13 protein-coding genes and 1 tRNA gene are annotated in these 15,248 nt (G+C 42.0%); 1 reads left to right on the forward strand and 13 read right to left on the reverse strand.

Going from position 1 to position 15,248, the window contains the following annotated elements; translation table 11 throughout:
• The coding region (locus J536_RS26290; RefSeq protein ID WP_228130723.1) for a hypothetical protein at positions 1-84 on the reverse strand (84 nt) is incomplete at its 3' end.
• A gap of 117 nt (positions 85-201) precedes the next feature.
• On the opposite strand from J536_RS26290, the gene J536_RS22870 reads away from it, so the two are divergent.
• Positions 202-687 carry a DUF4442 domain-containing protein gene (locus J536_RS22870; protein ID WP_005079397.1) on the forward strand — a complete coding sequence of 162 codons (486 nt, stop codon included), beginning with the start codon at positions 202-204 and terminating at the stop codon, positions 685-687.
• Between the two features lie 43 nt (positions 688-730).
• On the opposite strand, the gene J536_RS22875 is transcribed toward J536_RS22870, so the two are convergent.
• From J536_RS22875 to tuf, 12 genes are all read right to left on the reverse strand, one after another.
• A complete protein-coding gene (locus tag J536_RS22875) occupies positions 731-1,087 on the reverse strand; it encodes a hypothetical protein (RefSeq protein ID WP_002115127.1) in 357 nt (118 codons plus the stop codon).
• Between the two features lie 206 nt (positions 1,088-1,293).
• Positions 1,294-1,659: a hypothetical protein gene (locus tag J536_RS22880; RefSeq protein WP_005065793.1), complete on the reverse strand. Its 366-nt coding sequence runs from the start codon at positions 1,657-1,659 to the stop codon at positions 1,294-1,296.
• Between the two features lie 180 nt (positions 1,660-1,839).
• On the reverse strand, positions 1,840-6,033 hold the full coding sequence (rpoC, locus tag J536_RS22885) for a DNA-directed RNA polymerase subunit beta' (protein WP_002114988.1): 4,194 nt from the start codon (positions 6,031-6,033) through the stop codon (positions 1,840-1,842).
• An 86-nt stretch (positions 6,034-6,119) separates the two neighbouring features.
• Positions 6,120-10,208 (reverse strand): DNA-directed RNA polymerase subunit beta, encoded by a 4,089-nt coding sequence (gene rpoB, locus J536_RS22890; protein ID WP_002114857.1) that lies wholly within the window; start codon positions 10,206-10,208, stop codon positions 6,120-6,122.
• A gap of 304 nt (positions 10,209-10,512) precedes the next feature.
• Positions 10,513-10,884 (reverse strand): 50S ribosomal protein L7/L12, encoded by a 372-nt coding sequence (rplL, locus tag J536_RS22895; RefSeq protein ID WP_001229360.1) that lies wholly within the window; start codon positions 10,882-10,884, stop codon positions 10,513-10,515.
• 42 nt (positions 10,885-10,926) lie between these two features.
• Positions 10,927-11,433: a 50S ribosomal protein L10 gene (gene rplJ / locus J536_RS22900; protein WP_002115099.1), complete on the reverse strand. Its 507-nt coding sequence runs from the start codon at positions 11,431-11,433 to the stop codon at positions 10,927-10,929.
• Between the two features lie 310 nt (positions 11,434-11,743).
• Positions 11,744-12,439, reverse strand: coding sequence for a 50S ribosomal protein L1 (rplA, locus tag J536_RS22905; RefSeq protein ID WP_005065788.1), 696 nt, complete (start codon positions 12,437-12,439; stop codon positions 11,744-11,746).
• A 3-nt stretch (positions 12,440-12,442) separates the two neighbouring features.
• On the reverse strand, positions 12,443-12,871 hold the full coding sequence (rplK, locus tag J536_RS22910; RefSeq protein WP_001074682.1) for a 50S ribosomal protein L11: 429 nt from the start codon (positions 12,869-12,871) through the stop codon (positions 12,443-12,445).
• Between the two features lie 109 nt (positions 12,872-12,980).
• Positions 12,981-13,514, reverse strand: a complete 534-nt coding sequence (gene nusG / locus J536_RS22915; protein ID WP_002115092.1) for a transcription termination/antitermination protein NusG — start codon at positions 13,512-13,514, stop codon at positions 12,981-12,983.
• A gap of 7 nt (positions 13,515-13,521) precedes the next feature.
• On the reverse strand, positions 13,522-13,962 hold the full coding sequence (gene secE / locus J536_RS22920; protein WP_002114837.1) for a preprotein translocase subunit SecE: 441 nt from the start codon (positions 13,960-13,962) through the stop codon (positions 13,522-13,524).
• A gap of 75 nt (positions 13,963-14,037) precedes the next feature.
• Positions 14,038-14,113: transfer RNA gene (locus J536_RS22925), tRNA-Trp, on the reverse strand.
• 60 nt (positions 14,114-14,173) lie between these two features.
• Positions 14,174-15,248, reverse strand: a 1,075-nt coding sequence (gene tuf, locus J536_RS22930; RefSeq protein WP_032063411.1) for an elongation factor Tu, incomplete at its 5' end; no start/stop codon positions are given.

Genomic DNA, 15,248 nt, shown 5'->3' on the forward strand with positions numbered 1-15,248 from the left:
ATTTTTTTCGTCACCCCATGTTTTAGCACAAAGCGTTTGTTGATCACTTGTTGTTACTGTATGAACTTTTGGCTGCATAATCATTTCCTATCTTGTTTTTCAATCGATCATGTCGTTAGTCGGATAGAGCATTGCCATCAATATAAAAAAGATGATACTTATCTAGTATGAATACTGTTGCAATAAAAAAAATTGACTATTATGGCTATTTTAAGAAGACTTCAGAACAATCCTACGATTTCAAAATTTCTATTTAATCACTATCCCCCTTATCGTGGCGCAGGGATTTATATTGAAATCATGAATTTAGAACTTTGCCATGTGCGCGTAAAAATGCCACTGACTTGGAAAAATCAAAATTTAGTCGGTACACATTTTGGTGGAAGTCTTTATTCAATGGTTGACCCATTTTATATGATGATTCTTATGCATCATCTCGGATCAAAATATATTGTTTGGGACAAAGCTGCCGAAATCAATTTTTTGTCCCCTGGCCGAAGTACTGTACATGCAGATATTCGAGTTGATTTAGCTGAAATAGAACAAATTCGTGAACTTGCCGAGAACTATGAACCTGTTTTAAGAACATATCATCTAAACATTTTTGATGAATCTGGGGTAAGAATTGCAGAGGTTCAAAAAACGCTTTATATCAGACGTAAAAAAGCGAAACCTTTTCCTCAATAAAAAATAAGCGCTAAAAGCGCTTATTTTTTTATTTGTTAATTTTTTATCTTTTCTCTTCAATCGCAGCACCAGCACCACCACCGATCGCACCGCCAATTGCAGCACCAGAGTCACCACCAATCAGTGCTTTACCTACGACCGAACCGATACCAGCACCAATCGCACTCTTAGTCGTTGTCTGTTTACTGCCTCCTTGAGTATTAGAACCGACACCTGCACCTACCGCTGCGCCTAAGCCTGCACCAATACCTCCACCTACATGGTTACCTAAACCACCACCAAGTGCTCCACCTGCTGCTGCTGCACCAATACGTTGGTCAGATGGGCTCATATTTTGGCAGCCTGTGAACATAAGTGTAGACAACATTAAAGCAGAAACTAATCCAATTGTTTTTTTCATGACCGTTCTCACAATGATCTGTTCTAGAGAAAAGAATAATCCCCTTTTATGAGGAATTTGATCAGATTGTGTTAACCATCTGTCCTAATCGATTGATATTTTGTAAAGCTCTGCCTTTTATATTTATTAAGCAAAATTTTAATTATAAAAAAGAAGTCTTTAATCACATAAAGACTTCTATAGTTTAACAATTATTAAGGATACTTTTAGTACTTCCCTTTCTTCTCTTCATAGGCTGCACCGGCACTACCACCCAATGCTCCACCTGTAGCAGCACCAGCGTCACCACCAATAATTGCTCCACCTAATACAGCGCCGACACCAGCACCAATTGCACTATTACGTACGGTTTTACTGCTAGACCCTTTTGCATTAGCCGCAACACCTGCACCGAGTGCCGCTCCTAGACCTGCACCTATATTACCGCCCACGTGTTTTCCTACTGCACCACCTGCACCACCACCAATAGCAGCTGAACCAATACGTTGACTTTCTGGGCTTGCATTCTGACAACCAACAAACAAAGTTGTAGACATCAGGCCAACACTAACAATCATCATCATTTTTTTCATTAGATTTACTCCAGTCTTCATAAGCAGGTAGCCTAGTGTGTTTTTGTGGAGTATTTATCCCGCTTAAGTAATAAAATAATGGCTCTTTAATATGTTTATGTAATTACAATTTAAAATTGTTATAAATAGATATAAATAAAAAAGGCACCCTAAGGTGCCTTTTTTATTGCCAGCCTAAACTTAGAATTGTTCAGAGTTTAATGCTTGGCTAAATGCTTGATCTACTTCGCTGAAGTCATTATGAAGCTCATGCTCTGCAGCTTCTGCTTCTTGACGACGACGCTCTAAGTGGTACGCGAGACCAGTACCTGCTGGAATCAAACGACCTACTACAACGTTTTCTTTCAAGCCACGTAAATCATCTTCTTTACCTGTTACAGCCGCTTCAGTTAACACACGAGTTGTTTCCTGGAACGATGCAGCAGAGATGAACGAGTCAGTAGAAAGCGATGCTTTCGTAATACCCATCAATTGACGTTCAAACTTCGCAGGGAACTTGTTCTGAGCCAAGACAGCTTGGTTCTCTTGAACAACGCGGATGTAATCCACTTGCTCGCCTTTAATGAAGCTTGTATCACCGCCATCAGTGATATCAACTTTACGCAACATTTGACGTACGATAACTTCAATGTGCTTATCGTTGATTTTTACACCTTGGAGACGGTAAACGTCTTGAACTTCATTCACGATGTAGTTAGTTAATGCAACTTCACCTTTCAAACGCAAGATGTCATGTGGGTTTTGTGGACCATCAGAAATAGTCTCACCACGGTTCACATGCTCGCCTTCGAATACGTTGATTTGACGCCATTTTGGAATCAATTCTTCGTAAATCTCAGAACCATCATCAGGAGTAATTACCAAACGGTTTTTACCCTTAGTCTCTTTACCGAAGCTTACAACACCTGATACTTCAGCAAGAATTGCATGCTCTTTTGGCTTACGCGCTTCGAACAAGTCAGCTACACGCGGAAGACCACCGGTAATATCACGAGTACGTGATGTTTCTTGTGGTACACGACCAATAACGTCACCCACACCAATCGTTTCGCCGTCACGGACAGTTACGATTGTATTTTGTGGCAAGAAGTAGAACTGTTCGCCGCCATCTGTTGTATCCAACACGATTGCAGGACGTAAATCCTTACCAGAAGCAGGACGAGCTGTTACAGGCAAGATTTCAACAGTAGTCATACCAGTTGCATCATCAGTTTTCGATGTTGCAGTTACGCCATCAGCGATTTGGCTGAAGCGCGCTTTACCAGCAACTTCTGTTACTAATGGATGTGTATGCGGATCCCAAGTCGCTACGATACCGCCAGCTTCTACAGCTTCACCATCTTTCAACAAGATGCTTGCACCGTACGGAAGTTTATAACGCTCGCGCTCACGACCTAAATCATCGGCAATACCAATTTCACCTGAACGTGAAACTGAAACCAAGTGGCCTTTTGCATGTTGTACAGTTTTCACGTTATGGAAACGTACAGTACCTTTGTTACGTACTTGAACACTGTTCGCAGCAGAAGTTCGGCTCGCAGCACCACCAACGTGGAACGTACGCATCGTTAACTGTGTACCTGGCTCACCGATTGACTGTGCAGCCATTACACCGACTGACTCACCTGGGTTCACCAAGTGACCACGTGCGAGGTCACGACCATAACAACGAGCACATACACCGAATGTTGATTCACATGCGATTACTGAACGTACTTTAACTTCATCGACACCAGCTTCTTCAAGCTGAGCTGCGATTTTCTCGTCAATTAACGTACCACGAGGTAATACAACTTCATCATCAGATGCACGACGTACGTCTTCAGCAGTTACACGACCTAATACGCGGTCACGTAATGGCTCGATGACATCACCACCCTGAATGAATGGAGTCATTACTAAACCACCCGCTGTACCACAGTCAGGTTCAGTAATTACCAAGTCTTGCGCTACGTCTACAAGACGACGAGTCAAGTAACCAGAGTTCGCAGTTTTCAATGCGGTATCGGCCAAACCTTTACGCGCACCGTGTGTTGAAATAAAGTACTGAAGTACTGTTAAACCTTCACGGAAGTTCGCTTTAATCGGAGTCTCAATAATCGAGCCATCCGGTTTTGCCATCAAACCACGCATACCAGCAAGCTGACGAATCTGCGCCGCACTACCACGGGCACCCGAGTCAGACATCATATAGATGCTGTTGAATGATTTTTGTTTCTCGTCTTCACCTTGTTTGTTTTTAACAAGTGTATAAGACAAGTTATCCATCATTGCTTTAGCAACTTGGTCGTTTGTACGCGCCCAGATATCGACAACTTTGTTATAACGCTCACCAGCAGTTACGAAACCTTGTTCGAACTGTTGTTCGATTTCACGAACTTCTGTTTCTGCTTTATCAATAATTGTGTGCTTAGTAGGTGGAATGAGCATGTCTTCCATACCTACAGATACACCTGAACGAGTCGCTTGACGGAAGCCCAAGTACATTAATTGGTCAGCAAAGATAACTGTATCTTTCAAACCAAGTTTACGGTAGCAAGAGTTGATCAATTTAGAGATGTTCTTTTTAGTCATCTCAAGGTTGATCATGTCAAAGCTTAAGCCTTGTGGAACAATTTCCCAAAGCAAACAACGACCAGGTGTTGTATCAACAATAATAGTTTGGTGTTCACGTTCACCATTTTCATTGATAACAGTTTGGTGTACACGTACTTTAACACGCGCATGGATAGCAACCTGTCCAGTAGCAAGTGCACGGTTTACCTCATGAGTATCCGCAAACACCATGCCTTCACCTTTGGCATTTACAGCATCACGTGTGATGTAGTAAAGACCCAAGACAACGTCCTGAGAAGGAACGATGATTGGCTCACCGTTTGCTGGTGACAGGATGTTGTTTGTTGACATCATCAATGCACGAGCTTCTAACTGTGCTTCAAGTGTCAATGGAACGTGTACCGCCATTTGGTCACCATCGAAGTCGGCGTTAAACGCAGCACAAACGAGTGGGTGAAGACGGATTGCCTTACCTTCAATAAGAATAGGTTCAAATGCTTGAAGACCTAAACGGTGAAGTGTTGGCGCACGGTTCAACATTACTGGGTGTTGACGAATTACAGAAGCAAGAACGTCCCAAACTTCCGGAGTCTCACGCTCAACCATTTTCTTCGCAGCTTTAATGGTAGTCGCCTGACCTGAAGCTTGTAGTTTCGCGAAAATGAATGGCTTGAATAATTCAAGTGCCATTTTCTTCGGAAGACCACATTGGTGAAGACGTAAAGTAGGACCTACAGTAATTACCGAACGACCAGAATAGTCAACACGCTTACCTAATAAGTTCTGACGGAAACGACCTTGTTTACCTTTGATCATATCTGCCAAAGATTTTAATGGACGCTTGTTAGAACCAGTAATTGCACGACCACGACGTCCGTTATCAAGCAATGCATCTACAGACTCTTGTAACATACGTTTTTCGTTACGTACGATGATATCTGGAGCAGCAAGGTCAAGAAGACGCTTCAAACGGTTGTTACGGTTAATGACACGACGGTATAAATCGTTCAAGTCAGAAGTCGCGAAACGACCACCTTCAAGTGGAACTAATGGACGCAAATCAGGTGGAAGTACCGGAAGTACATTCATCACCATCCATTCTGGCTTGTTGTTTGAATCTTTGAATGCTTCCATCAATTTCAAGCGCTTAGACGCTTTTTTCAACTTCGTTTCAGAAGTTGTTTGAGGAATTTCTTCACGTAAACGTGCGATTTCAGCTTCAAGATCGATATCTTTCAACAAGTCCTGAACCGCTTCTGCACCCATTTTCGCAGTGAATTCATCACCGTGTTCTTCAAGTGCATTGAAGTATTCTTCGTCTGTTAAAAGTTGATACTTTTCAAACGGAGTCATACCTGGGTCAGTTACAACGTATGATTCGAAATACAATACACGTTCGATATCACGAAGTGTCATATCTAATAATAAACCGATACGGCTCGGTAACGATTTTAAGAACCAGATATGTGCAACTGGAGAAGCAAGTTCAATGTGACCCATACGTTCACGACGAACTTTCGCTGTAGTTACTTCAACGCCACATTTTTCACAAATGACGCCTTTGTATTTCATACGCTTGTATTTACCACACAAGCATTCGTAATCTTTTACTGGACCAAAAATTTTGGCACAGAACAAACCGTCACGTTCAGGTTTAAAAGTACGGTAGTTAATTGTCTCAGGTTTTTTAACTTCACCATGAGACCATGACTTAATCATTTCTGGTGACGCAAGACCAATACGGATACGGTCAAACTCAATTGGTGCATGACCATCTGAGTCCGTTTTCTTACGCATGATATCGAGCAAGTCTTTCAATTTTTTTCTCCGTGTGTCGGGAAGCAACGCTTACCCGACTGGGTCACAAATATTGTTTTTACCTAAAAAATCGTGAGTCTTACGACTTAATCACCATTTTTCAGTTCAATGTTGATACCTAAAGAACGGATCTCTTTGGTCAATACGTTGAACGATTCAGGCATACCCGGATCCATATAATGGTTACCATCTACAATATTCTTATAGATGCGTGTACGACCTTCAACGTCATCCGACTTAACAGTTAACATCTCTTGGAGAGTATATGCTGCGCCGTAAGCTTCGAGTGCCCAGACCTCCATCTCACCGAAACGCTGACCACCGAATTGTGCTTTACCACCAAGCGGTTGCTGTGTAACAAGAGAGTAAGAACCAGTTGAACGCGCATGCATCTTGTCATCAACCAAGTGGTTCAATTTGAGCATGTACATGTAACCTACAGTTACAGGACGATCAAACTGTTCACCAGTACGGCCATCAAACAATACTGTTTGACCTGTACGAGAGATACCAGCTAACTCAAGCAAGTCTTTAATTTGGCTTTCTTCAGCACCATCGAATACAGGAGTAGCTAAAGGTACACCTGCACGTAAGTTGCCTGAAAGTGCCAAGACTTCAGCATCAGTTAAGCTATCAAGATCTTCTTGCTCACCACCGACTTTGTTATAAATCTTGTCTAAGAATTCACGCAGTTCTAAAACTGTACGCTGTTCTTTCAACATTTTCTCGATTTTATCACCAAGCCCTTTAGCCGCCATACCTAAGTGAGTCTCAAGAATCTGACCCACGTTCATACGAGATGGTACGCCCAACGGGTTCAATACGATATCTACTGGTACACCGTTAGCATCGTGTGGCATGTCTTCAACAGGTAAGATGTTAGATACAACACCCTTGTTACCGTGACGACCAGCCATCTTATCACCAGGCTGAATACGACGTTTAACAGCTAAGTAAACTTTAACAACTTTCAATACGCCAGTTGTTAATTCATCACCTGTTGCAAGCTTACGTTTCTTCTCAGCGAATTTCTCGTCAATTTCTGCGCTCTTTTCTTTTAAGAACACTTGAATTTGAGTTAAACGCTCAGCGATTGCTTCATCTGCCGGTTGAATTTCAAGTAAATCAACAAGCTCTAAACCAGATAACACTTCTTCAACGAGTTTGTCACCACGTTTAGTTGAACCACCGCCATTAGACTCTTGGCCTTTAAGCAAACGAATTACACGCTCACGAGCTGCTTCTTCAAAGATCTTGTATTCTTCTTTCAAGTCTTTACGGTAAGCATCAAGTTGTGCTTTTTCGATCGCCAATGCACGGTCATCTTTCTCTAAGCCATCACGAGTGAAGACTTGAACATCGATAACTGTACCTTTTGTACCAGATGGAACACGTAAAGATGAATCTTTAACGTCAGCTGCTTTCTCACCAAAGATTGCACGAAGCAATTTTTCTTCAGGAGTTAACTGAGTTTCACCTTTAGGCGTTACTTTACCAACAAGAATGTCACCTGCTGTAACTTCAGCACCGATATAAACGATACCTGATTCATCAAGTTTAGAAAGTGCAGCTTCACCAACGTTAGGAATATCGGCAGTAATTTCTTCTGCACCTAACTTAGTATCACGCGCTACACAAGATAATTCTTGAATATGAATAGAAGTTAAACGGTCTTCTTGAAGTACGCGCTCAGATAATAAGATCGAGTCTTCATAGTTGTAACCATTCCAAGTCATGAACGCAACGCGCATGTTTTGACCAAGCGCAAGCTCACCCATATCTGTAGACGGACCGTCTGCCAAGATATCACCGCGAGCAACTTTGTCGCCCAAATTCACGATAATATTTTGGTTGATACAAGTGTTTTGGTTAGAACGCGTATATTTAATGAGGTTGTAGATATCTACACCCGCCTCACCAGCAATCATTTCATCTTCGTTTACACGAATAACGATACGAGAAGCATCTACGTATTCAATTGCACCACCACGGTTTGCGATCACACACACACCTGAGTCACGTGCAACGTTCGCTTCCATACCTGTACCTACAAGCGGTTTATCCGCACGTAGAGTAGGAACTGCCTGACGTTGCATGTTTGAACCCATAAGCGCACGGTTCGCGTCATCGTGTTCAAGGAATGGAATAAGTGATGCAGCAACAGATACAACTTGCTGAGCAGAAACGTCCATATGCGTCACTTTTTCAGGTGGCATACGTACGAATTCACCTTGATGACGAACAGAAACAAACTCTTCTGTTAGGTTGCCATCTTTATCTACTGCAGAATCGGCCTGTGCAATAACAGTACCTACTTCTTCAATCGCAGAAAGGTATTCAACTGCATCAGTTACTCGACCATCTACTACTTTACGGTAAGGTGTTTCCAAGAAACCGAAGTCATTTGCTTTTGCATATACAGAAAGCGAGTTGATCAAACCAATGTTTGGACCTTCCGGCGTTTCAATTGGACATACACGACCATAGTGAGTTTGATGTACGTCACGTACTTCAAAGCCCGCACGTTCACGTGTTAAACCACCAGGCCCAAGCGCTGATACACGACGCTTATGCGTAATCTCAGATAATGGGTTGTTTTGGTCCATGAACTGAGATAATTGGCTTGAACCAAAGAATTCTTTGATTGCAGCTGCAACTGGTTTAGCGTTAATTAGATCTTGTGGAGACAAGTTATCTGTTTCTGCTTGGCTTAAACGTTCTTTAACTGCACGTTCAACACGTACCAAACCAACACGGAATTGGTTTTCAGTCATTTCACCAACAGAACGTACACGACGGTTACCCAAGTGATCGATATCATCGACTTCACCTTTACCGTTACGGATTTCAACTAATGTACGTAATACATCAATGATATCTTCGTGCGATAAAATACCTTCTACTTCACGTGACTTCTGGTCAGTACCAACTTCGTATGGACGACCCAAACGACGGTTGAACTTCATACGACCTACTGGAGATAAGTCATAACGCTCAGAAGAGAAGAATAAGTTATTGAATAAGTTTTCAGCAGCTTCTTTTGTTGGCGGCTCGCCTGGACGCATTACTTTATAAATTTCAACTAATGCTTCTTCACGGCCAGCTGTTGTATCTGCACGTAATGTGTCAGCAACAAACGAACCACGGTCAATATCGTTCGTAAACAAGATATTGAACTGTTTAACACCACCTTCTGCCAACTTCACCATAACTTCATGGCTTAACAAAGTATTCGCAGCAATTACTTCACCATCACGCAAAGTAATATTTTCAGCAGTGATACGCTCATATAAGTATTCATCAGGAACTGAAAGTTTTGTTAAACCAGCAGCTTCCATTTGACGTACATGACGAGCATTAATACGTTTACCTTGCTCAACAATAACTTTACCGTCATTGTCAGCAATATCAAATTGAGCCATTTCCCCACGTAAACGTTCAGGTACTAGGTCAATCTGGTAACTGCCCATGTCAAGATACACAGGCACTTTTTCATAGAACAAATTCAAGATTTGTTCGTTGTTATAACCTAGTGCACGTAACACAACAGTAGCAAGTAATTTACGACGACGGTCAATACGTACGTAAACTAAGTCTTTTGCATCAAATTCGAAGTCTAACCATGAACCACGGTAAGGAATGATACGTGCTGAATACAACACTTTACCACTTGAGTGGGTTTTACCTTTATCGTGATCAAAGAAAACGCCTGGTGAACGATGTAATTGAGATACGATTACACGCTCAGTACCATTAATGACGAATGTACCGTTTTCAGTCATGAGTGGAATTTCACCCATATAGACTTCTTGTTCTCGTACGTCTTTAATTGATTTAGTTTCGCGATCTTTAATAATCAAACGAATTTTAACGCGCATTGGTGCCGCATAAGTCGAACCACGAAGAATACATTCGCGTACATCGAACTCAGGTTTACCAAGGCTATACTCAACAAATTCTAAAGCAGCATTGCCAGAATAACTTTCGATAGGAAAAACTGAACGAAATGCGGCTTGGAGACCGATATCTTCGCGGTTTTTTGGAGTTTTGCCATCTTGCAAGAATGTTCTGTACGAATCGACCTGAATCGATAGTAAGTACGGTGCATCCATTACTTGGGGCAATTTACCAAAATTCTTACGGATCCGTTTCTTTTCGGTATATGAGTATGCCATCTGGAGTCCTCGGAAAGTAAACCAAGCCCGCCTGCAGAACGGGCTCAGAAGGAATTACGCAGGCCGATATGGCCACCACTGTTTACAAATGCTGCAATTTTTAGTGGTATAAAAACGCTTAACAATATTTTTAAAAAAGAAAAATATTGGTAAACATTTGAAATTACTTGTTTTATTTGAATTTTTCTAAAAAACAAACAAAACTAACAAAAATCGAGCCGATTATTGTAACGCAAAAAGGCTGATGACCCAAGAGCCATCAGCCATTTTATGGAGCCGATTTAAAAACCGACTCCTTTTACAATTACTTAAGTGTAACTGTAGCACCAGCTTCTTCAAGTTTCTTCTTAAGTTCTTCGCCTTCTTCTTTAGAAACGCCTTCTTTAAGAACTTGAGGAGCACCTTCAACTAGGTCTTTAGCTTCTTTAAGACCAAGGCCAGTTGCTTCACGAACTGCTTTAATTACAGCTACTTTGTTAGCACCGAAAGAAGTCAACTCAACGTTGAATTCAGATTGTTCTTCAGCAGCAGCAGCAGCGCCACCAGCTGGAGCAGCAACAGCAACAGCTGCAGCTGAAACGTTGAATTTCTCTTCGAAAGCAGAAATTAATTCAACAAGTTCAAGAACAGTTTTTTCAGCAACTGCGTTTAAGATTTCTTCGTTAGTTAAAGCCATGAGAATAACTCCAAATGGATATTGAATGGTGTGTAAAATTGATTAAGCAGCTTCTGACTCGTTTTTCTCTTTGAGCGCTGTAATAAGGCGACCCAATTTCGAAATAGGAGCTTGAAGGACAGAGGCAAGCATAGTAAGAGCTTTCTCTTGGTTCGGAAGGTTTGCAATTACGCTAACGTCAGCACCTTGATAAACTTTGCCGTCAAATGCAGCAGCTTTTAACTCAAATGCTTTGTTAGTTTTAGCAAAATCTTCGAACAAACGTGCAGCTGCACCCATGTCATCTTCAGAAGTTGAAAAACCTAGAATTGTTGGACCAACAAGGTTGTCGTTCAAGATATTGAATTGAGTATCTTGAAGTGCGCGTTTAGCCAAAGTGTTACGTACAATACGTGTAGAAACACCTAACTTACGAGCTTCAACACGAAGTGTTGTTAATTGCTCTACGCTTAAGCCTTGGTAGTCAGCAACAACGGCTGCAAACGCCTTAGAAGCAACTTCACTTACTTCCGCAACGATCTGTTTTTTGTCTTCAATAAGAAGAGCCATTGTAAAACCTCCTAAGGTGATTTATGTACCCAATGGGCACACTCCCAATTCGTAAGCCTTTCGACTTACACGCGGAGGAGGAACAAATCACACCACCGCGTCTACGCAGGCTGGTTTATTAAGAAAAGTGCTATTCGAAAACGGCATCTTTTCGCCTGAGGTCTTTGACGCTGATAAATTCTCATTTATCAATTCAAAGTCCGCCTGACGGGTAAGGGATAAAGCTTTGCTCCACCCAACCAAATAGAAAACATTTCTATTTAAGTTCTGTCCCCAATCAGGACTTTAAAATTCTTTACTAAGTCTAAACTTAGTTAGAAACGTTGTTTACATCAACTGTAAGACCAGGACCCATAGTTGAGCTCAAAGTGATCTTTTTGATGTATACACCTTTAGAAGTTGCAGGTTTTAACTTTTTCAAGTCAGCAACTAAGGTTTCAACGTTTTGACGGATAGCAGCAGCATCAAAGCCTAATTGACCGATCGCAGCATGGATAATACCCGCTTTGTCTACACGGTAACGAGCCTGACCAGATTTAGCGTTTTTAACAGCATTCGCTACGTCAGGAGTTACAGTACCAACTTTAGGGTTTGGCATTAAACCACGTGGACCAAGAATTGTACCGAGCTTACCAACAACACGCATAGCGTCAGGAGCAGCGATTACAACATCAAAGTCAAGGTTTCCACCTTGGATGCTTTCAGCAAGGTCATCAAAACCTACAACATCAGCACCAGCTTCTTTAGCAGCTTCTGCTTGCGCGCCTTGAGCAAATACAGCTACACGTACAGTTTTACCAGTACCTGCAGGTAATGTAGTTGCGCCACGAACAACCTGATCAGATTTACGTGGGTCTACACCAAGATTTACAGCTACATCCAAAGATTCTTTGAACTTTGCAGCAGGTAGGCTGTTAAGAACTTGTACTGCTTCTTCCAAAGTGTAAACTTTGTTTGCTTCAACAGCAGCAGCAATGGCTTTTTGACGTTTAGTTAACTTTGCCATGTCTTATAGCTCCACTTCCAAGCCCATAGAACGTGCAGAACCAGCGATGGTACGAACACGTGCGTCTAAATCAGCACCAGTTAAATCCGGTTCTTTAGTAGTCGCAATTTCTTCTAACTGAGCACGAGTCAACTTACCAACTTTAGTTTTGTTTGGTACAGATGAACCCTTTTGAATACCAGCAGCTTTCTTAAGAAGAATAGAAGCTGGAGGAGTTTTCATGATGAATGTGAACGACTTGTCGTTGTACACAGTAATCACTACAGGAATTGGAAGACCTGGTTCAACTTTTTGTGTAGCAGCATTGAATTCTTTACAGAATGCCATGATGTTTACACCACGTTGACCTAATGCAGGACCAATTGGTGGAGATGGATTTGCTTTACCAGCTGGAACTTGCAGCTTGATATAGCCGTCAATCTTCTTAGCCATTTTAAAATACCTCTGGGTACAAACGCCGCTAGGCTCCCCAATCTTTACGCAACACTACTGTTACAACAACAATGCCCGATAAAATCGGGCGCTTTTCAACCAATTGAGATTAAATCGTTTTTTCGACTTGGCGAAACTCGAGTTCAACCTGAGTTGGTCGATTAAATACATTAATCGTCAACGTTAAACGTGACTTATCGTATTGAACTTCTTCCACCACACCTTTAAAGTCTGTGAATGGACCATCAATAACAAGTAATTCTTCACCTGGCTCAAACATCGTTTTAGGACGTGGCGCTTCACCAGTATTACGTACACGCGCAAGAATCGCATCTGCTTCACGTTGAGTAATTGGTGCTGGTTTTTCAGGTGTACCACCGATAAAACCTAGAACCTTTGGACATTCTTTAACGATATGCCAAGTATCATCATTCATTTCCATTTCGACTAACACATAGCCAGGAAAGAATTTACGCTCAGATTTACGTTTCTTACCATCCTTCATTTCTACCACTTCTTCGGTAGGAACAAGGACATCACCAAAGCTATCGGCAACAGCGCTACGCTGGATTCGTTCTGTAAGTGAACGCATCACTTGTTTTTCATAGCCAGAGTAGGCATGAATAATGTACCAACGTTTCATAGCTCTTTTACCCGATAATCAACTTAATTAACCAACCCAAACCATAGTCAAAGCACCATAAAACCAATGATGCAACAACTACAACCAATAGAACCTGCCACGATGTAGTGACTGTTTCTTGTTTTGTTGGCCAAGTTACTCGACGCAATTCGACTCGTGCATCTTTTAGCAAGCGAACGAAGCCTTTACCTTGATGGGTGGCGTATAATAAACCTAAAGCCACAACGATACAAGCAAAAATTGCCCCAACGCGCACCCAAACATTATTTGCAGGTGCCCAATACGCTGGCAAATGCTGATTCACCATGGTAGCTAAAAGCAACAATGCTATTGCTATCACCCATAGAACAATATCTAAAGGCGAACCAGAACGAACAACTTCAGCAGAATTATTTCTTTGAGGAATTGGCGCGTCGCTCAATGCGTCACGCGATTTATCATTCGACATTTTTGTACTCGTCGTAGAACTCGCGACTTATTATATGAACAACTAAGCCAGCATCAAGCTTTTTATTTCAAAATATGGCAGGTCAGGAGGGACTCGAACCCCCAACATTCGGTTTTGGAGACCGACGCTCTACCAATTGAACTACTGACCTATAATGCAAGTTGAGAGCCAAAGCCCTCAACCTGAGACGTAATCCATCACTATAATATGCTTATGCAGTTACTTTCGCAACAACACCAGCACCTACAGTACGACCACCTTCACGGATCGCAAAACGTAGACCTGGGTCCATTGCGATTGGGTGGATTAATTCTACTGACATTTCAACGTTGTCGCCTGGCATAACCATTTCAACGCCGTCTTGTAACTGGATTGCACCAGTTACGTCAGTTGTACGGAAGTAGAACTGTGGACGGTAACCATTTAAGAATGGAGTGTGACGACCACCTTCTTCTTTAGAAAGTACGTATACTTCTGCGTCGAATTTAGTGTGCGGCTTGATTGTACCTGGTTTAGCAAGTACTTGACCACGTTGTACGTCTTCACGCTTAGTACCACGAAGTAAGATACCACAGTTCTCACCTGCACGGCCTTCGTCAAGAAGTTTACGGAACATTTCTACGCCAGTTACAGTTGTTTTAACTGTATCTTTAATACCAACGATCTCTACTTCTTCACCAACTTTAACGATACCAGCTTCTACACGGCCTGTTACTACAGTACCACGACCAGAAATTGAGAATACGTCTTCGATTGGCATTAAGAATGCTTTGTCGATAGCACGTTCTGGTTCTGGGATGTAAGAGTCAAGCGCTTCAACAAGAGCAAGAACTGAAGACTCACCATATTGACCAGCATCGCCTTCCAACGCTTTAAGCGCAGAACCACGGATAACTGGAGTGTCATCACCAGGGAAGTCATAAGTAGAAAGAAGTTCACGAACTTCCATTTCTACTAATTCAAGTAATTCTTCATCATCAACAAGGTCACACTTGTTCAAGAATACGATGATGTAAGGTACACCAACCTGACGAGAAAGAAGGATGTGTTCACGAGTTTGTGGCATTGGACCGTCAGTCGCAGCACACACAAGGATCGCGCCGTCCATCTGAGCAGCACCAGTAATCATGTTTTTAACGTAATCGGCGTGGCCCGGGCAGTCAACGTGCGCGTAGTGACGAATTGGAGAATCGTATTCTACGTGTGAAGTATTAATCGTAATACCACGTGCTTTTTCTTCAGGTGCTGAGTCGATTTGTGAGTAATCTTTCGCTTCACCGCCGTAA

This window comes from Acinetobacter sp. 809848, from assembly GCF_000581275.1.
Taxonomy (GTDB): domain Bacteria; phylum Pseudomonadota; class Gammaproteobacteria; order Pseudomonadales; family Moraxellaceae; genus Acinetobacter; species Acinetobacter pittii.

Bases quoted from the DNA above. Each gene is read 5' to 3' on its own strand.
- secE (WP_002114837.1), bottom strand. From the start codon at position 13,962: ATGTCGAATGATAAATCGCGTGACGCATTGAGCGACGCGCCAATTCCT.
- J536_RS22875 (WP_002115127.1), bottom strand. From the start codon at position 1,087: ATGAAAAAAACAATTGGATTAGTTTCTGCTTTAATGTTGTCTACACTT.
- J536_RS22870 (WP_005079397.1), top strand. From the start codon at position 202: ATGGCTATTTTAAGAAGACTTCAGAACAATCCTACGATTTCAAAATTT.
- J536_RS22880 (WP_005065793.1), bottom strand. From the start codon at position 1,659: ATGAAAAAAATGATGATGATTGTTAGTGTTGGCCTGATGTCTACAACT.
- rplK (WP_001074682.1), bottom strand. From the start codon at position 12,871: ATGGCTAAGAAGATTGACGGCTATATCAAGCTGCAAGTTCCAGCTGGT.
- nusG (WP_002115092.1), bottom strand. From the start codon at position 13,514: ATGAAACGTTGGTACATTATTCATGCCTACTCTGGCTATGAAAAACAA.
- rpoB (WP_002114857.1), bottom strand. From the start codon at position 10,208: ATGGCATACTCATATACCGAAAAGAAACGGATCCGTAAGAATTTTGGT.
- rplJ (WP_002115099.1), bottom strand. From the start codon at position 11,433: ATGGCTCTTCTTATTGAAGACAAAAAACAGATCGTTGCGGAAGTAAGT.
- rplA (WP_005065788.1), bottom strand. From the start codon at position 12,439: ATGGCAAAGTTAACTAAACGTCAAAAAGCCATTGCTGCTGCTGTTGAA.
- rplL (WP_001229360.1), bottom strand. From the start codon at position 10,884: ATGGCTTTAACTAACGAAGAAATCTTAAACGCAGTTGCTGAAAAAACT.